Here is a 19,021-nt window from a genome sequence, read left to right on the forward strand (position 1 = left end):
TCGTGAAAAAAGTATTAGTTGCCAATCGTGGAGAAATTGCTACGCGAATTTTTCGTGCTTGTAAAGAGCTTTCTCTAAAGACCGTGGCGATCTTTGCCAAGGAAGACGCGCTTTCGGTTCACCGCTTTAAAGCAGATGAGGCGTATGAGGTTGGTGCCGGTAAAAAACCGGTGGAAGCCTATTTGGATATTGAAGATATTATCCGAATTGCCAAAGAAAACGGGGTGGATGCAATCCATCCCGGATATGGTTTCTTATCTGAAAATGAACATTTTGCCCAGCGATGTGCGGACGAAGGGATTACTTTTATTGGCCCCCATGTTGAACATTTACAAATGTTTGGCGATAAGTTGGAAGCCAAAACCGTTGCTCATAAGGCTGGTATTGCAACGATTCCGGGAACTAGTGATCCGGTAACGAGTTTTGCGCAAGTAAAAGCGTTTGCCAACAAACATGGCTTTCCAATTATGCTGAAGGCGGCAATGGGTGGCGGTGGTCGTGGTATGCGCATCGTTAATTCAGCAGCTGAGTTGGAAGAAAGCTATCACCGTGCGAAAAGTGAAGCGATGCAATCGTTTGGAAGTGATGAGCTTTACATCGAGAAGTACTTATGTTCACCAAAACACATTGAGGTCCAAATTCTGGCGGATTCATTTGGAAATGTGCTGCACTTATTTGAACGAGATTGTTCTGTACAACGTCGAAATCAGAAAGTCGTCGAAATTGCACCTAGTGTTTCCCTATCCAAAGAGTTGCGGGAACGAATTTGTAATGCGGCCGTGCGGTTAATGCAATCCGTCCATTACGTTAATGCGGCGACTGTCGAGTTTTTGGTTGAAAAGGAGCAGTTCTACTTTGTTGAGGTTAATCCGCGTGTCCAGGTGGAACATACAGTCACTGAATTGATTACCGATCGTGATATCGTCCAATCTCAGATTTTGATTGCCCAGGGGAAAAACCTTTTTTCTGATCTTCACTTTCCGCAGCAAAAAGATTTAACTTATCAAGGCGCTGCTATTCAGTGTCGAATTACGACCGAGGATCCCACTAAGAACTTTATGCCTGATACGGGTACCATTGAAACTTATCGCTCACCAGGTGGCAACGGGGTTCGCTTGGATGTCGGCAATGCTTATACTGGCGCTGTCATTACGCCCTTCTTTGACTCACTGTTAGTAAAAGTTTGTGTACATGATAGTACCTTTAAAAATACAGCTCAAAAAATGCTACGAGTTTTAAATGAATTTATGATTAGCGGTGTGCATACCAATATTGGATTTTTAAAAAATGTAATTAGTCATCCAGTCTTTCAATCAGGAAATGCCACAACGACGTTTATTGATGAAACACCGGCATTATTAACTGTTCGGAGTCAGACAGATACCACTAATAAACTGCTAAACTATCTGGCTGACATTACAGTAAACGGTACCACCGACATTCCGAGACACGAAAAGAAGTATTATCCAGAGGCTTTAGAAAAACTCAAGCTTGAACCGCAAACCGTTCAAACTGCGAAAGACGTTTTAGTAGCAAAGGGAGCATCTGGGCTGCAACAGTGGATTCATGACCAACACCAGCTCTTATTGACGGATACCACCTTGCGGGATGCCCACCAAAGTCTGTTTGCGACCCGGATGCGAACGCATGATATGCTCCCAATCGCAGCTCAAATTGACCAGGGATTACCACAATTATTCTCTGCTGAAGCATGGGGTGGAGCAACGTTTGATGTGGCCTACCGATTTTTGCATGAGGATCCTTGGGAAAGACTGCGCCAGTTAAGAAAACGCATGCCCCACACCTTGTTACAGATGCTTTTTCGGGGAAGTAATGCGGTCGGATATCAAAACTATCCGGATAACGTTTTACGGGAGTTTATTCAACTGGCTGCTAAAAATGGTATTGACGTTTTTCGAATTTTCGATAGTCTGAATTGGGTACCTCAATTGGAAACAAGTATTCAGGCAGTTCGCGATACCGGAAAAATTGCAGAAGCAACAATGTGCTATACTGGCGATATTTTGGATGCACATCAAGAAACATATACTTTGAAATATTATGTGGCGCTGGCTAAAGAGTTGGAACAAGCGGGTGCCCAAATCCTGGCAATTAAAGATATGGCAGGCGTCTTGAAGCCACAAGCTGCTTACCAATTGATTAGTTCACTTAAGGATGAAATTTCAATTCCAATTCATTTGCATACCCATGACACAACGGGAAATGGGATTGCCACTTACTTGAGTGCGGCCAAAGCGGGTGTGGACATTGTTGATGTGGCGACGAGTAGCTTATCAGGCACAACGAGTCAACCAAGCTTGAGCAGTTTATACTACGCAATGGCAGGAACCAAGCGGCAGCCCTGTCTAAATATTCAGAATGCCGAAGAAATCAACCGTTACTGGAAAGGAGTGCGTCCATTCTATCACGATTTTGAAAATGGGATGACGGGCTCACAGACAGACATCTATCAAACTCAGATGCCAGGTGGACAATATTCGAATCTGCAACAACAGGCGCAGGCGCTCGGACTAAAGGGACGATTTGAAGAAGTTAAAGAAGCTTATCGGCAAGTCAACGACCTCTTTGGTGATATTATCAAGGTAACGCCAAGTTCGAAAGTAGTTGGCGATATGGCCCTATTTATGGTTGAAAATAAGTTATCGCCCGATGATGTTTTGACTCAAGGTGATCACCTAGATTTTCCTAAGTCCGTGGTTGACTTCTTTGCAGGCAATCTGGGCCAACCGGTAAATGGTTTTCCTAAGCACCTTCAAAAAATGGTTCTCAAAAATCGTCCAGCAATCACTGTCCGTCCGGGCAGCCTCGCAAAACCAGCTGATTTTACCGCTGCCAAACAACAATTGACGAACCAATTAGGCCGGCCAGTAACCGCCGAAGAAGTGATTAGTGACATTCTGTATCCGCAGGTTTTCACTGATTACCATGACTTTGTAGCGAAGTCTGGACCGATTGCACATTTAGATACCCCTACGTTTTTCCAAGGGATTCGTCCGGGAGAAACAGTTGACGTTGAATTGCGACGAGGGTATCACTTAATTATTAAGTTGAATCAAATCGGTGAAGTAGATGAACAGGGCAAGCGAACCCTGTACTTTGAGGTAAACGGTAGGAAACAAGATATTGTGGTGCGCGATTCAAGTGTTCGCGAAAAGGTGGTTGGCAAGCGTAAAGCGGAACCAACGAACCAAAATGAGATTGGGGCCACCATGAGTGGTTCGGTGCTCAGTGTCAATGTCCATGCCGGTCAAAAAGTTACTGGCGGCACTAATTTATTGGTCACCGAAGCCATGAAAATGGAGACCACGATCCAGGCACCGATGGATTGTGTGATTAAGCATATCTATGTGAATGCGGGCGATGTTGTAGAGACGAACGATTTATTGATTGAACTAGCACCGCAAAAATTATAAAGAGTTTCAGGAGGATTCAAATGGAATTTACACTTCAGCCTCGGGAAAGTATCATCGTGAATTTAACCAATTTTCGGCAAGTTAAACAATTGAAAAATTTTGGAATCGTGTATTATGTATCGCGAAGTATGAAGTACGCCGTGTTGTATACAGACCGCAATCAGGCTGAAAACGCGTGTACCGCAATTAATAAATTGACCAGCGTAAAACGGGCCTCAATTTCGCCACGGCGGGATTTAAGGGTTGTTTTTGACGATGAAGCAGCAGATTTTAAACGAACAAATGAAGATTAGGTGAGAAAATGCGAGTGGTGTCTGGAGATTTTGGTGGTCGTCGCTTAAAAGCAGTACCGGGTGTAAAGACGCGGCCAACAACGGATAAAGTCAAAGAATCAATGTTTAATATGATTGGTCCATATTTCGAGGGCGGAACAGCCTTGGATTTGTTTGCAGGAAGTGGTGGTTTGAGTATCGAGGCTGTTTCACGAGGAATCGCGAAGGCTTATTTAGTTGATAAACAGCGTCAGGCTATTCAAACAATTACGCAAAATGTGGCTGTTACCAGAGCTGAAGCGCAATTTGAAATTATGCGTCAGGATGCCCAGCGTGCTTTGAAAATATTGGCAGAAGAACAAGTTAAATTGGATTTAGTCTTTTTGGATCCACCTTATAAATTACAAAAAATTACGCAAAATATGGCCACAATGGTGACATTGAAGTTACTTCGACCAGGGGCAATTATTGTCTGTGAGACAGATCAATTTGCAAAGCTACCAGAAGAACTACCTGATTTTAAGCTTTGGAAACGACAGGACTATGGCATCACTGAGGTTAGTATTTATCGATTTGAAGTGGGTGAATAAATGAAAACTGCAATTTTTCCGGGGAGCTTTGATCCTCTGACGAATGGTCATTTAAATATTATTAAACGAACGGCCCGCTTATTTGACAAGTTAATTGTTGCCGTGGCAACTAATACTAGTAAACGGGCGTTATTCACGCCAGCCGAAAAAGTGACTTTAATTAAACAGGCTGTGGCCGGGCTGGAAAATGTGACGGTAATTCTGACCACCGGGCTGACGGTTGATTTGTTTCGAAAGCAAAATGCAACGGTGTTGGTTAGAGGCTTGCGAGATGAAACGGACTACCGTTACGAACGGCAAATTGCGGCGATGAATCATCAGTTAGAAAATAAAGTTGAGACGATTTTTTTGCTAGCGGATCCGAATAATAGTTATGTGGCTTCTAGTATGATCAAGGAGATTGCGAAGATGCATGGGGATGTTTCGAAATTTGTACCAGAGAATGTGAACCAAGCATTACAAGCAAAATTTAGGTAAGGAAATGATGGCACGCATGAGAAAATTTCTAAAAAAATATTGGGTGCTGCTAGTTGCAATCCTAGTTCTTCTGGCTTTTTTCCTGTTTCCTTTACCGTTTTATGTTGAGGGGCCAGGGACAGCGGATCGATTAAGTCCTTATGTTCGTGTGGCACACAAGCGTGATCGCCAAAAAGGCAGTTTTCGGATGACGACGGTCTCAATCATGAAAGGGACAGCAGCACTTTATGTTTATGCGAAAGTCATGCCTCATTATGAGACGGTTTCGGTTAGTGATGTGACGGGCAATCAGGATAGTAAAACCTATAACAAAGTTCAGACTTTTTATATGAAAAGTGCCATTAACCAAGCGATTTATGCAGCCTATCACAAAGCAAATCAGGCTGTGAAAGTTCACTTTAAAGGGATTTATGTGCTTGAAATTGAAAAAAATTCTCAATTTCGAAAGGTACTCCATGTTGGGGATACTATTACCCAAGTGAATGGGCATAAGTTAACTAGTGCCGAGGATGCCATGAAAAAAATTAGAGCGCGCGGCGTTGGCAATCTAGTACAAATCACTTATGTTCGCCATGGAAAAGCTAAAAAAGCAACTGGTAAATTGGTGCGTCTTTCTAACGGCAAGCCGGGAATTGGCATTGGCTTGACAGATAACAACCAAGTTACTACAAAAACGCCAGTTTCGATTGACCCGCATGGTGTTGAAGGGCCGTCAGCGGGGCTCATGTTTAGCTTGCAGATCTATAGTCAGTTGACCAACCAAAATTTACGTAAAGGACGGACAATTGCGGGAACCGGAAGCATTGCGCTTGATGGTTCGGTTGGTGAAATTGGGGGCATTGACAAAAAAATTGTTGCTGCCAAAAAGGCTGGCGCTACTGTATTTTTTGCGCCTTATCTTAAACCAACGAAATTAATTGAAAAGTATGAGCCAGACCATTTAACGAATTACCAGATGGCAAAAAGAACCGCTAAACGTGTGGCTCCTAATATGAAAGTGGTCCCCGTGCGCTCCCTTTCCGATGCCATCAATTATTTAAAAAAAACTAGCTAATGAAATGGACGGTATGACTAGAAGTAACTAGAAGGCAATATCTAGTCAGATTGAAAATCTTTGAATTTTATTCGAAGGTTTTCTTTTTTTTGACGTAATTTGATTGTGAAAGGGGAGTGAAGGATGTGATTTTAGAAATATGGGAAAAGTATAAACAATATATTTTGATTGGAGCGGGTATTTTGGTCATTGGTGGGCTTCTTTTATGGGGTGTCAACAATAAAACGGCAACTTCACAAACGAATTCAGCGATGATAACTAGCGGTCTGGACGAAAGCACTGAAGATGGGCAGACAAGCCCCCAGTCCTCAAGCACCGTTGTTAGTAGCAGTTCGGCTGTTGCCACAGTGCAAGCCGCAAGCCAATCCTCAGGTAATCAAGAAATTTATGTTGATGTTAAAGGTGCGGTTAAAAGTCCAGGAATTTTTAAGGTTAAGTCCTCGATGCGGGTGGATGATGCCATTAACTTGGCAGGCGGCATGCTCAAAACAGCCGATCGCAAGCACATAAATCTGGCACAGAAGTTGTCGGACCAACAAGTTATCTACGTTCCTATTCGTGGTGAAATCAAAGGAGCGGTTACGGGGACTGTCGAAGCCAATGTCACCCCTAGTGATCAGAATGCCTCAGAATCCGCTTCTTCTGCTACACAGATGGATACGTCAGCAACCACTACAAATGATTCTTCCGAAGAAAAAGGAACGACAGTGAATTTAAATACCGCTACTAAAGAACAATTGCAAACGTTAACCAGTATTGGGGATAAAAAAGCTGATTTGATCCTTCAGTATCGACAAACACACGGAAAATTTAAGCGTATTGAAGAATTAAAAGAAGTTCAAGGCATCGGCGATAAAACATTTGATGCCTTAAAGGCGCAACTAAGTGTCTAGTATGGCTAATTTTTTTTGGTATACTTTACATTAAAGAAGGAAGGCATTTTTATGAGTGATAAAAGAATTCCGTGGGATCAGTACTTTATGACACAAGCAGTTTTACTTTCGCTTCGCAGCACTTGTGAAAGACTCTCGGTAGGTGCCACGATTGTGCGTGATAAACGTATTATTGCAGGGGGCTATAACGGCTCAGTTTCTGGAGACGTCCACTGTATTGATGAGGGCTGTTATTTAGTCGATGGCCATTGTGTTAGAACAATCCATGCTGAAATGAATGCCATTTTGCAGTGTGCTAAATTTGGTGTGGCAACTGAAGGTGCAGAAATTTATGTCACCGACTTTCCATGTTTGCAATGTACAAAGATGATTTTACAGGCCGGTATTAAAAAAATTCACTACTTACGCAATTATCATAATGATGTGTACGCGATAGGTTTGCTTAAACGTATGCACGTTGAGGTGCAACACGTCAAATTTACACCTGAAGAAATTGCGGCCGTTTCCATGGATAAAATCTTAAATCAAGACTAAACTGGCAAATTTGCCTTGGGTTTTTATCACCATTTTAGTAGTGTTGCTTGATGCTATTCTAACCCTGCATTTATGGATCTTTATTCTTTTTCTTGGCTACTGGCTTATTCGGATCATTTATCTGCATGATAAGGTAATTGTGGGTTACGCTTTAGTGGGAGGCGTCGTTTTTAGTGGGTTGTTTTTATGGCATGATGCGCGTTTAACAACCCAGCGACTAACGCCTCGGACCGACTGGCAAACCCAGTTACTTGTCCAGCCAGATGAAATTAAGTGTCAGGGTGATTATTTTCAATTTACGGGCCGTAATTTAAAGCGACAACCTTTGTTAGTTTCGGGTTACTTCAAGACGCAACGCGAACAGCAGCAAATGATGAGAATCAAAACGCCTGTTGTGATCACCCTTCGAGGCGATTTACAAACAATTGATAAGCCTGGGAATCGGAACCAGTTTGATTACCGGGCTTATTGTCTTTCAAAGGGAATTACAAATTCAGTGGGGAAAGCCGTCATCATAAATTGGCGACCGATCTCATTTGGTGTGTCGTTTAGTCATGTCCTAGCGCTACTTCATACGTGGCGTAATGAGATGCGCTTTTATTGTGAAAAACTGCCGGGGCTCATGAAGACCTATGCTTTAAGTTTATTAATTGGGTATAAAGACGAGTTCTTCGCTGAGGATATGACGGGCGTCACTAAACTAGGCCTTTTGCATCTGTTCAGTTTGTCAGGGCTACATGTTTTTTATTTTTGCTGGTTATTAAAGCAAATTTTCTTGCGTTTCAGAATTACTAAAGAAACAACCAACTGGTTGCTAATCATTCTGTTACCGGCCTTTTTGATTATTGGCGGTGGCTCGGGGAGTTTATTTCGGTCGATTATGATGGCCGAATTAGGGATGCTTGGTAAAAAAAGACAGGTACAGCTAAACGTGTGGAGTATCACATTGCTGGTGAATTTGGCCGTGGACCCTTACGTTATTTTAAGTATGGGCGGGCAGCAATTAAGCTACTTGTTGTCTTTCTTATTGATCTTTGTGAGAAATTATGTTTAAACGGGCTTGGCTGCTGAACCTGGTTAGTTTACCCATTATTTTATTTCATACCTATCAGTGGCACATCCTGACTTCGTTTGCTAATTTCTTAATCATTCCGCTTTTTTCGAATTTTGTGTTACCGTTAGTACTTATTAGTGTGGCAACTTTTGGATGGTTACCACAGCTCAGCCAGGGATTAGTAATTGGGCTAAATTTTTTTCACCAGATGGTCAAGTTATTTAGCCAATTTCCAGGGCAAATTACTTTTGGGAAGCCCAGTCTTCTAGCGACTAGTAGTCTGTTAATCTTATCGCTTTGTTTGCTGGCATTTCCTAGTCAAAAAAAGGCCTTCTCAATCCTGCTAGCGGGAAGCTATTTGTTTATTTTTATGGGCATCCATTTTCCGATTAACGGTGAGGTGACCTTTGTGGATGTTGGCCAAGGGGATAGTATTTTGGTCCGCATGCCTTTTAACCGTTCGGTGACAGTTATCGATACCGGGGGCAAAGTAGGCTTTTTAAAGCCAAAATGGGCACAGGGACATCAGAAGGCACATGAACCACCAGTGCTGAATTATCTGAAAAGTATTGGTGTGGACACAATCGATACGCTTTGCTTGACGCATCAAGATGCAGACCATGTGGGGGATGCGGGCGTTTTACTTGCTAAGATGAAGGTGAAACGCGTTTTAATCCCACAGGGTATGCAAGCCTCACGAGGATTTAAGAATAAAGTTGCCCCTTTCTTGAAAAAGGCGCAATTAATGCCGGTTCTGGCTAATCAAAGGATTCCAAAATTTCCCTTTAAAATTGTGCATCCTTTCCAGCCGGGGAAGGGTGAAAATCATGATTCATTAACGCTATGGGGAAAATTTGGATCTGATTATTTTATTTTTTCTGGAGATTTAGACCAGGCTGGCGAATTAGAAATCAATGCGCATTATCCAAAATTACAGGCAACAATTGTCAAGCTTGGCCATCATGGCAGTAAAACTTCTTCGGCAGAAGCGTATTTGAGTCAAATTCATGCTAAAATTGGAATTATCTCAGCCGGGAAAAATAATCATTATGGTCATCCGAATCCCGAGACCCTAGCAACGTTGAAAAAATTGCATATTCAGGCACTTTCAACAATCAACGAAGGAATGATCAGTTACCAATTTACAACAAAAAGCTTCAAAAACTGGCAGTTTGTGCGGAGGAACTATGAAAAAAATTCAATACACTGAGGTACTTGATAACCTAAAAAAAGGAAAAGTAGAACCTATTTATTTAGTTTTGGGGAAAGAGGATTACCTCGAACAACAATTACAACAAGCATTTCGTAATTTGGTTCCAGAAGAGGAACAGGAAATGAATATTGGCAATTACGACATGGAAACTACCGCATTAGGTGTGGCTTTAGATGATGCCACTTCGGCACCATTTTTTGGTGAACGGCGAGTTGTGTTTATTCGAAATCCCTATTTTCTCACTGGAGAGCGGCATAAGGGGGGACCTAGCCATGATGTTGAGGGGTTGCAAAATTATTTTGAACACCCCGTGGCTTCCACCGTGGTTGTTTTACTCGCTCCTTACGATAAACTCGATGGACGAAAGAAATTGGTGAAGACACTCCAAAAGCAGGCTGAAACGATTCAAATTGGCAATTTGAATCAAGGTCAAATTAGTCAATTGATCCAGAAGCGATTGCAAGCAAAGGATTATAAAATTTCGCGTGAGGCACTGGACCAACTCTTGTTTAGAACGGATTCAAAATTAAGCCGAATGATGAATGAGCTTCCCAAATTGATGTTATATAACATTCAGTCCAAACAGATCACTTTAGATTCGGTTCAAGCCTTGGTGGCTAAAAGCTTAGATCAAAATGTCTTTGATCTAAGTAATGCCGTTTTGCAAAAAAAATCTAAGAGTGCGATTGATATTTATCAAAGTCTGATTAAACAGCAAGAACAGCCACTACGGATCAATGCAGTTTTAGTAGGACAATTTCGGCTGTTGTTGCAAGTTAAAATCCTCCAAAAGCAGGGCTTCTCACAGGGAGATATTGCCGGAACTTTGAAGGTGCATCCATACCGGGTGAAATTAGCCATGCAGACGGCTCGCCATTTCTCCAAACAGGACTTAGAAATGGGATACACAGGGCTAGTAGATTTGGACCTGCAATTAAAATCCTCGCAAAAAGACCCAGAACTATTATTTGAACTTTTTTTACTGCAGTTTATTGATCAAAAAATTCGTATCTCTTAACCAAGTATGCTTTGTAAAAATAGAGTCTCTTGTTAAAAAAAGGTACTAAAAAACCTGAAGACCGCTGCCTTCAGGTTTTTTAGTTAAGTTTCAATGATTATTTAGCAAGTTGTTTTGTTAAACGAGATTTTGTCCGTGCAGCTTTGTTAGCTTTGATCAAACCTTTTGTTTTAGCTTGGTCGAGCTTACTGATTGCCTTAAGGTACAAGTCTTGTTTGTCATCAGCGCCCTTAACAGCAGCTGTTTCGAATTTTTTAACGGCAGTACGCACCATACTGATTTGTGATTGGTTACGTAAAGCGGCTTTTTCATTAGTTTTAACACGCTTCATTGCGGATTTAATAACTGGCATTTGATTCACCTCCACTAATCTGAAATTAATACTACAACAAATGTTATTATACAGAAGACCCCTAGCGAATGCAATAAGAAATTGTCAAGTAACTTTACTTGATAGCTAAAATGGGTAGTAGAAGTAGTGGTCACTTGTTTTTTGATTAAAAGTTAGGTATGATAGTCATTGTGCTTCGGGCACAAACCCATACTTAGTTTTTCGATCCACCAGCGAATTACTCAGTTTCGGGCAATTTAATTAGAAGGGGTGGAAACAATGGCAATTTCACAAGAAAAGAAAAACGAAATCATTAAAAAGTATGCACGTCATGATGGTGATACTGGCTCAACAGAAGTTCAGGTTGCTGTTTTAACTGCAGATATTAATGAAATCAATGAACATTTAAGTGTTCATAAAAAAGATTTTCATTCACAACGTGGATTGATGAAGAAAATCGGTCATCGTCGTAATTTACTTGCATATTTACGTCGGACTGATGTTCAACGTTACCGTGAATTAATCAAATCTTTAGGATTACGTCGTTAATCTTAATTTGGGAAGCAGAGGCTTGGGCTGATGCTTCTTTTTTATGGCTTTTTTTCACCTTATAAAAAGTTTTAAGCACTTTCAAAGACATGAAGATACAAATAACGATCTAAAATGTGTTAAACTTAAAGCAGTTTATACATCGAGACAGAATAGAATTCTAAATAACGCGATTTTGTGGGTTATGAATAAAACGAATTTTGGAGTGGAAAAGTTGTAAATACCTATCTATTTTAACTTGGCAGCTAGAAAATTCGCTGTTATTTAACTCAGTGAAACTTCTATGTGTAATAGTTTGGCGTATTTTGATAGATAAACATAATAAAGAAAGTCATTAAAATTTTTGAGGTGGAATGAATGAGTAAAAGTATTAAAATTATCCCATTTAGTGGGGTTCGTGAAAATGGCAAGAATATGTATGCTGTGGAAGTTAATGATGCCATTTATATTTTAGATTGTGGGTTAAAGTACCCAGAAAATGAACTATTGGGAATTGACGTTGTGATTCCGGATTTCTCGTATTTGGAAAATCATGCAGACAAGATTGTTGGGGTGTTTTTAACCCATGGGCATGCTGATGCCATTGGGGCGCTGCCGTATTTCTTAGAAAAATTTCCGGTCCCAGTTTTTGGATCCGAAATGACGATTGCGCTTTCTAAATTAAATGTTGAAAAGGATGCCGCCTTAAAGCATTTTAGTGATTTTCATGTGGTCAATGAAAAAATGGAAATTGATTTCGATGACGTGACGGTCTCATTTTTCAAAACAACACATTCTATTCCGGAATCACTGGGCATTGTTTTGAAGACGGATGAAGGTCAGATTGTGTATACAGGGGACTTTAAGTTCGATCAGACGGCTTCTGTTGAATATGCGACTGATTTTGGGCGTCTTGGTCAAATTGGTGCTCAGGGTGTTTTGGCGCTTCTGAGTGAGTCTGCCAATGATGAAAATCCGAAACCTTCGACAAACGAACGCGATATCGCAAACTATATTCTTGAAACTTTTAAGTATCATGAAGGACGGATTGTTGTGGCTTCAGTGGCTTCTAATATTTTACGCATTCAACAGGTTTTGGATGCCGCCGCCCAGTCTGACCGGAAAGTGGTTTTGACGGGCCATGACTTAGAACGCATTGTGAACACCGCGTTACGCCTCAACAAATTACATCTTCCTGTTGAAGATCTCATCGTGCCATTTAATAAGCTTAAGAGCTTAGACAAAGAAAAGACGGTCATTCTAGAGACTGGCAAAATGGGCGAACCGATTAAGGCACTTCAAAAAATGGCCAATGATCCGGGTAAGGGTGTGCATATTGAAGCCGGCGATCTGGTCTTTATTACCACCACGCCTTCCCATGCAATGGAAACAACGGTCGCTAAAACTAAAAATATGATTTATCGTGCGGGGGGCGAAGTTAAAGCCATTTCTGATGACTTAAACGCCTCCGGACATGCCAGCAAGAATGATTTGCAACTAATGATTAATTTGCTCAAGCCAACGTATTTGATCCCAGTCCAAGGAGAATATCGGCTCTTAAATACGCATGCCCAGTTGGCTCAAGAAGTCGGAATGCCAGCTGACCATATTTTTATTACCCAAAAAGGCGATGTTTTGGAATATAAAAATAACGAAATGCACTTAGGGCAGGGCATTGAAGTTGGTGACACCATGATTGACGGCATTGGTGTGGGTGATATCGGCAACATTGTGCTCCGTGACCGGAAAATTCTTTCAGACGATGGAATTTTTATTGCAGTGGTCACCATTGACCGAAAGAAAAAGGTTATTATTGGGCAACCCAAAGTGACTTCGCGAGGTTTTGTCTATGTCAACAACGAGCATGATCTATTGAAAGAAAGTGCCACGATCGTCTCAGATGCCGTTCAAAGTAATTTAGATAATAAGGAGTTCGATTGGGGGCATCTGAAACAAGATATTCGCGAAAAAATAAGTCACTACTTATTTGAACAGACGAAGCGCCATCCAGTTATTCTGCCGGTTATTATGGAAGTTAATCAACATCATCGTAAGGCTCCCAAAAAAGCTGCAGAAAAATAAAATCTAGAAGGCAGTCTCATTTCCGACTAGCATGGCAAACTGTACAAAATCGGATTTTTGAACCTAAAAAGTGATGCACAATCGTAAAAAACAAAACTGGGACAAGTTCGATATTTGTCCCAGTTTTATTTGTAAGTGAGGAGAATTATGAAGGCAACAGATCTAAAAAAGCTTGAATTAGCTGTGGCACAAAAGCAGTGGCAACAAGTCTTGAATCTAATTGAACCTTATGAAGCGGAAACACAGGACGATCGGCAACTTAATTATTATTATGTTTTGAGTCTCTACCAAACGAAGCACTACGTTGAAGGCCTTAAGTTTGCCCGGGATTCTTTTGCCTTTTATCTTGAAAATGATAAGATGCAAAACTTGTACTTTTCATTATTGGTTGGTTGTCAAAACTTCTTGGATGCGCATAAATTTTTAGTTACACTTGAGCGACTGGGAGCTACTAACCTGGCTAATTATCAAGAAAGGTTGCAAGAAAAAGAGGCAGAAGCCTTCGAAATGACCGCAACATTAAAACAAAAACAAAAAAAGTTTTATCATTTAGGTGATCTCACGATTCCAGAAGCTTATAGTACTTTGGAAGAAGCTAAACAGTTACCCGCAGATGCTTATTTTCAAGCGGCACAATTTATCTTTGTAGATCCATTTGTGCATCCGTTGGTCCGGGCGACAATTTTAGAAAATGTTACTTTTTTGGCACGTCAAGAAGAGATTAACTATTATTGGCTAGATGAGCAGAATCATCGGGTGTTGTTGAAAGGGTTACCGGAAATTTTGGCTAATAAGGCCCAGAAAAATTTAACAAATTATTTAACAGAGAAATTAGCTGATCAAGATCCCATCTTGTTGGATGGTATTCTCAAAGAAAAGAATTTATTTTTGAGTTACCTCTATCCGTTTGCGGATCAAATCATCACAAAGCCTCAAGTATGGGCGGACTACTGGATCGCCGAGTACCGTGGACAAGCACATCCGCTGACGGATCAGACTCAAAAAATAGCCAGTTGGCAAGCAAAATTTCACAAGTATACGGCACAACTTTTGGAAAACAATTAGATAAATAAGGAAAAAGCTATAAATATTCCAACTTTTTTACGCTAATCGGTTTACAAACTTCGGCGTTCTATATATAATGTTTAAGGATTCTCTGAGGTGATGCTTTGCCTTTTCAAGAGGATGTAGTATAATAGTTTTTAAAGAATCCAGCCACGCCAAGGGCTGAGTAATTCTTACGAAAATACAGGAGGTTCGTATTAATGGCAAAAGAACATTACGAAAGAACAAAACCCCATGTAAATATTGGTACAATCGGCCATATTGACCATGGGAAAACAACTCTGACAGCTGCTATCACAAAGGTTTTAGCTAGCAAAGGTTTAGCTAAAGCTGAAGATTATGCTGATATCGATGCTGCTCCAGAGGAACGTGAACGTGGTATCACAATCAACACAGCTCACGTTGAATACGAAACAGAAAAGCGTCATTATGCTCATATTGATGCTCCAGGACATGCTGATTACATCAAGAACATGATCACTGGTGCTGCACAAATGGATGGTGCTATCTTAGTTGTTGCTGCAACTGATGGCCCTATGCCACAAACTCGTGAACATATCTTACTTGCTCACCAAGTTGGTGTTGACTACATCGTTGTCTTCTTAAACAAGACTGATTTAGTTGATGATGACGAATTGGTTGACTTAGTTGAGATGGAAGTTCGTGAATTATTATCAGAATACGATTATCCTGGTGACGACATTCCTGTAATCCGTGGTTCAGCTTTGAAGGCTCTTGAAGGCGACCCAGAACAAGAAAAAGTTATTCTTCACTTGATGGATGTTATCGATGAATACATCCCAACACCACAACGTGATAATGACAAACCGTTCTTGATGCCTGTTGAAGATGTCTTCACAATCACTGGTCGTGGTACTGTTGCTTCTGGTCGTATCGACCGTGGTGAAGTTAAAGTCGGTGACGAAGTTGAAATCGTTGGTTTGAAGGAAGAAACTCTCAAGTCAACTGTTACAGGTCTTGAAATGTTCCGTAAGACACTTGATTTAGGTGAAGCCGGCGATAACGTTGGTGTATTGCTTCGTGGTATTAACCGTGACCAAGTTGTTCGTGGACAAGTTCTTGCTGCACCTGGTTCAATCCAAACTCACAAGAAGTTCAAGGGTGAAGTTTATATCTTAACAAAAGAAGAAGGTGGCCGTCATACGCCATTCTTCTCAAACTACCGCCCACAATTCTACTTCCATACAACTGATGTTACAGGTGTAATTGAATTGCCTGAAAATGTTGAAATGGTAATGCCTGGTGATAACGTTACATTTACTGTAGAACTTATCGAACCAGTCGCTATCGAAAAAGGTACTAAGTTCACCGTTCGTGAAGGTGGCCATACTGTTGGTGCCGGTGTTGTTTCTGAAATTGATGACTAATTAATTTTGAAGCACACAGAAGATCCGGAATTTGTTTGGGTCTCTGTCAAATTGTATTGGTGGAGATTTTTGAAAAGCATGTTCACTTCGGTGAATGTGCTTTTTTTGTTTACGCATAAATTAAACTGATACGAATGAAAAAGTTATGAATATTTTGAAAACCAAAACAGCTACGCTTTAACACCTTAATTTTACGATTTAGTCCTTCAATAGGACCGTTGGAATACGGATAACGACAACTATTGAGAACAGCAGGACCATTCTTTATTAAAGTTGAGATAGTAATATCCATTTGGTTGCCAGCCGCCTTGTAGTTGGCAATCAAGGTTTTAAATCCAACCGCATCTTTTTGTTGAATGGCTGTTAGAATTCCTTGATAGGTTTGATACACAGTTTTAAATTCTGGAAATTCATCTAAGGCTAGGTCAATGGCGTTCTGTTGGGTCATGTATTCGTTGATACCGTGTAAATAGATAAGTTTAGTATCATTGACCTTTTCTTCTGCCAAATGGAACAAACGCCATTGAGATTTTAGAATGCGATAAACTCGGGAATGCTTATCTTGAAAAGTATGGATCACACGTGTACGTTCGTTATCCAGTGCCCGACCGGCAAGTTGAATAATGTGGAAACGGTCAATGATGGTTATTGCCTTAGGAAATAACCGATGAATAAAGCCAGCATACTCAGCATTCATATCAACGGTGATTGTTTGAACTTTCATACGTTCTTGAACTGAATAGCGAGCTTCAAAGTAATCAATGATATCCTTACTAAGGCGATCCTTAAGAATCACAATGCGGCGATGACTAACGGCATCGCAACAGTTAAAGGACATTAGATGATTACAGGAACGGAATTCATCAAAACAAAGATTTTGGGGGAGTGTTTTAACACGATAAGCTAAGTGAATATTCGCATTTAAAATGCGTTGAACACTACTTGGTGAAATCCCACAAATCTTAGCGATTTCTTTACTGGTCAGCATATCCCGAGCCAGAACAATTACTTGATGTTTCACATTATGCGTAAAAGTTTCATTACGTTTAACGAGGTTAGTTTGAGCACCACAGGTTTTTAAACACCGTTTACATTGATATCTTTGTCGTTTTAGCTGCATCTCATAACGTCCACCTGATAAGGTTCCCAATCTTAGATGGCCAATGTGAGTTCCATTTTTGATTAGAGATTTATGGCCACAATGAGGACATTTTAAAAGTTGATAGGAAAGGATAGCGTGAACGACATGAACGTGTTGCCCATTGGGATAATGTTCCTTAGTAATCTCAGTTACAGTTAAATTAGGGTCTGTTATTTCGAATAGGCTTAGGATAGAATTAGTTAGGGACATTTGTTTTTCCTCTTTTCGATTTTATTAGGCGATTAAATCGTAACACAAAGAGGGCAAATGTCCTTTTTTTTTTCAAAATAAAAACTGGTATCAGTTATTCACCAATACCAGAAAGTGTAGACCCATTTGTTTCCGGGTCTTTTTTTTGCATAAAATTTGATTTAATCTGGGTGGTAAAAGTGTGAATCTGCCCGTTATTAGGAACATAAGCATTTACAATTGTTGTCGTATACGGTAAACTAGTATCCGTATGCAATACTAATTGTAATTAATAGTCGGAGGGAAAATAATGACTGCAAAATGGGAAAAAAAAGGTGCCAGTGATGGTGAATTAACTTTCGAAATTAGCACCGATAAAATTCGTGAAGGTTTAGACAAAGCCTTTCAAAAAACTAAGAAGCAATTAAATGTACCTGGTTTCCGTAAGGGACGCGTCCCACGTCAGATCTTCAACCAGATGTACGGTGAAGAAGCGCTTTACGAAGATGCTTTGAATATCGTTTTACCAGAAGCTTATGAAAAGGCTATTGAAGAAACAAAAATTGAACCTGTAGACCAACCTAAGATCGATGTTGATAGCATGGAAAAGGGTCAGCCATGGGTTTTGAAGGCAGTTGTGACTGTTAAACCGGACGTTAAGCTTGGTGACTACAAGGGCTTAACTGTTGCTAAGCAAGCCCATCGGGTAACTTCAAAAGAAGTTGATGCTGAAATTGAAAAGAAACGTGAACAACAAGCAGAACTTGTTTTGAAAGAAGACCAACCTGCTGAAAAGGGCGATACTGTTACAATTGATTTTGAAGGTTCAGTTGATGGTAAGCCATTTGATGGTGGTAAAGCAGACAACTACGATTTGGAATTAGGTTCTAACTCATTTATTCCTGGTTTTGAAGACCAATTAGTTGGTCACAAATCAGACGATAAGGTTGACGTTAAAGTAACCTTCCCAGATGATTACAATGCAGAAGACCTCCAGGGTAAAGAGGCTACTTTTGCAGTTACGATTCATGAAATCAAGACAAAAGAATTACCTGAATTAGATGATGAGTTTGCAAAAGACGTTGATGAGGAAGTTGACTCCTTAGAAGAGTTGAAAGCCAAAACACATGACGACTTGAAGAAACAAAAAGACGATGCTGCTGCACAAGCTAAGGAAGATGAAGCTATCCAAAAGGCTGTGGACAATGCAGAAGTTAAAGAAATTCCTCAAGCAATGGTTGATGAAGACGTCCAACGTCAACTCGATCAATATCTTGCTAACATGCAACAACAAGGAATCGACCCTAAGACTTACTACAAGATCACGGGCACTTCAGAAGATGATTTGAAGAAGCAATTAGCTCAAGGTGCTGAAAATCGTGTAAAGACTAACTTGGTCTTAGAAGCAATTGTTGAAGCTGAAAAAATCGAACCTACAGAAGACGAAGTTGCAGCTGAAATTAAAGATCTTGCTTCTCAATACGGTATGGAAGAAAGCGCCGTTAAGAACGCTCTTTCGGAAGACATGTTGAAACATGATATTGCCGTTAAGAAGGCAGTTGCAATCATCACAGATTCAGCAGTTGAGGAAAGTAAGGCTAAATCAACAGCTAAAGCTGAAAAGAAAGATGAAACTAAATAATTCAATTTTTTGAATTTGAAAGGAATCCATTAATTTGTTTGATGGGTTCTTTTTTAAAACGAGTTAATAGCTTAATAGCTAGCTTTTTGGTATGATGGTGCTATAAACATTAGAGA

The 19,021-nt window shown here is 40.5% G+C and carries 17 protein-coding genes; 15 read left to right on the plus strand and 2 right to left on the minus strand.

The window, feature by feature from the left end; all coding sequences use genetic code 11:
* The first annotated feature begins 2 nt into the window (after positions 1 to 2).
* From ACLJJ6_RS03905 to holA, 10 genes are all read left to right on the plus strand, one after another.
* Positions 3 to 3,434: a pyruvate carboxylase gene (locus tag ACLJJ6_RS03905; protein WP_412990121.1), complete on the plus strand. Its 3,432-nt coding sequence runs from the start codon at positions 3 to 5 to the stop codon at positions 3,432 to 3,434.
* 20 nt (positions 3,435 to 3,454) lie between these two features.
* The gene (locus ACLJJ6_RS03910; protein WP_412990122.1) at positions 3,455 to 3,727 is read left to right on the plus strand and encodes a DUF2129 domain-containing protein; all 273 of its coding nucleotides are present in this window, start codon (positions 3,455 to 3,457) and stop codon (positions 3,725 to 3,727) included.
* Between the two features lie 8 nt (positions 3,728 to 3,735).
* Positions 3,736 to 4,296 carry a 16S rRNA (guanine(966)-N(2))-methyltransferase RsmD gene (rsmD, locus tag ACLJJ6_RS03915; RefSeq protein ID WP_412990124.1) on the plus strand — a complete coding sequence of 187 codons (561 nt, stop codon included), beginning with the start codon at positions 3,736 to 3,738 and terminating at the stop codon, positions 4,294 to 4,296.
* Complete coding sequence (coaD, locus tag ACLJJ6_RS03920) at positions 4,297 to 4,773, plus strand: pantetheine-phosphate adenylyltransferase (protein ID WP_412990125.1); 477 nt, start codon at positions 4,297 to 4,299, stop codon at positions 4,771 to 4,773.
* A 7-nt stretch (positions 4,774 to 4,780) separates the two neighbouring features.
* Entirely contained in the window at positions 4,781 to 5,827 is a 1,047-nt protein-coding gene (locus ACLJJ6_RS03925; RefSeq protein WP_412990126.1) for a SepM family pheromone-processing serine protease, read from the plus strand.
* A gap of 125 nt (positions 5,828 to 5,952) precedes the next feature.
* Complete coding sequence (locus ACLJJ6_RS03930) at positions 5,953 to 6,720, plus strand: helix-hairpin-helix domain-containing protein (RefSeq protein WP_412990127.1); 768 nt, start codon at positions 5,953 to 5,955, stop codon at positions 6,718 to 6,720.
* 51 nt (positions 6,721 to 6,771) lie between these two features.
* On the plus strand, positions 6,772 to 7,254 hold the full coding sequence (locus ACLJJ6_RS03935; RefSeq protein ID WP_412990128.1) for a ComE operon protein 2: 483 nt from the start codon (positions 6,772 to 6,774) through the stop codon (positions 7,252 to 7,254).
* A gap of 10 nt (positions 7,255 to 7,264) precedes the next feature.
* Positions 7,265 to 8,308: a ComEC/Rec2 family competence protein gene (locus ACLJJ6_RS03940; protein ID WP_412990129.1), complete on the plus strand. Its 1,044-nt coding sequence runs from the start codon at positions 7,265 to 7,267 to the stop codon at positions 8,306 to 8,308.
* Positions 8,301 to 9,518 carry a ComEC/Rec2 family competence protein gene (locus tag ACLJJ6_RS03945; RefSeq protein ID WP_412990130.1) on the plus strand — a complete coding sequence of 406 codons (1,218 nt, stop codon included), beginning with the start codon at positions 8,301 to 8,303 and terminating at the stop codon, positions 9,516 to 9,518. The genes ACLJJ6_RS03940 and ACLJJ6_RS03945 overlap by 8 nt, the downstream gene beginning before the upstream one ends.
* Positions 9,496 to 10,539 carry a DNA polymerase III subunit delta gene (gene holA, locus ACLJJ6_RS03950; protein WP_412990131.1) on the plus strand — a complete coding sequence of 348 codons (1,044 nt, stop codon included), beginning with the start codon at positions 9,496 to 9,498 and terminating at the stop codon, positions 10,537 to 10,539. The genes ACLJJ6_RS03945 and holA overlap by 23 nt, the downstream gene beginning before the upstream one ends.
* A 97-nt stretch (positions 10,540 to 10,636) precedes the next feature.
* Here holA and rpsT read toward each other — a convergent pair whose 3' ends face one another.
* The gene (gene rpsT, locus ACLJJ6_RS03955) at positions 10,637 to 10,891 is read right to left on the minus strand and encodes a 30S ribosomal protein S20 (RefSeq protein ID WP_412990132.1); all 255 of its coding nucleotides are present in this window, start codon (positions 10,889 to 10,891) and stop codon (positions 10,637 to 10,639) included.
* A gap of 258 nt (positions 10,892 to 11,149) precedes the next feature.
* Here rpsT and rpsO point away from each other — a divergent pair, with 258 nt between their 5' ends.
* The 4 genes from rpsO (at position 11,150) to tuf (ending at position 15,933) form a co-directional block, all read left to right on the plus strand.
* On the plus strand, positions 11,150 to 11,419 hold the full coding sequence (gene rpsO, locus ACLJJ6_RS03960) for a 30S ribosomal protein S15 (protein ID WP_412990133.1): 270 nt from the start codon (positions 11,150 to 11,152) through the stop codon (positions 11,417 to 11,419).
* Positions 11,420 to 11,776: 357 nt separating this feature from the next.
* Positions 11,777 to 13,480, plus strand: a complete 1,704-nt coding sequence (locus tag ACLJJ6_RS03965; protein WP_412990134.1) for a ribonuclease J — start codon at positions 11,777 to 11,779, stop codon at positions 13,478 to 13,480.
* Between the two features lie 147 nt (positions 13,481 to 13,627).
* A complete protein-coding gene (locus ACLJJ6_RS03970) occupies positions 13,628 to 14,545 on the plus strand; it encodes a hypothetical protein (protein WP_412990135.1) in 918 nt (305 codons plus the stop codon).
* A 200-nt stretch (positions 14,546 to 14,745) separates the two neighbouring features.
* Positions 14,746 to 15,933: an elongation factor Tu gene (tuf, locus tag ACLJJ6_RS03975; protein WP_412990136.1), complete on the plus strand. Its 1,188-nt coding sequence runs from the start codon at positions 14,746 to 14,748 to the stop codon at positions 15,931 to 15,933.
* A 109-nt stretch (positions 15,934 to 16,042) separates the two neighbouring features.
* On the opposite strand, the gene ACLJJ6_RS03980 is transcribed toward tuf, so the two are convergent.
* Positions 16,043 to 17,284: an ISL3 family transposase gene (locus ACLJJ6_RS03980; RefSeq protein ID WP_412988180.1), complete on the minus strand. Its 1,242-nt coding sequence runs from the start codon at positions 17,282 to 17,284 to the stop codon at positions 16,043 to 16,045.
* 289 nt (positions 17,285 to 17,573) lie between these two features.
* On the opposite strand from ACLJJ6_RS03980, the gene tig reads away from it, so the two are divergent.
* Positions 17,574 to 18,905, plus strand: a complete 1,332-nt coding sequence (gene tig, locus ACLJJ6_RS03985; protein ID WP_412990137.1) for a trigger factor — start codon at positions 17,574 to 17,576, stop codon at positions 18,903 to 18,905.
* Positions 18,906 to 19,021: the final 116 nt, after the last annotated feature.

The organism is Pediococcus siamensis (assembly GCF_047220215.1).
GTDB classification, from domain to species: Bacteria; Bacillota; Bacilli; order Lactobacillales; family Lactobacillaceae; genus Pediococcus; species Pediococcus siamensis.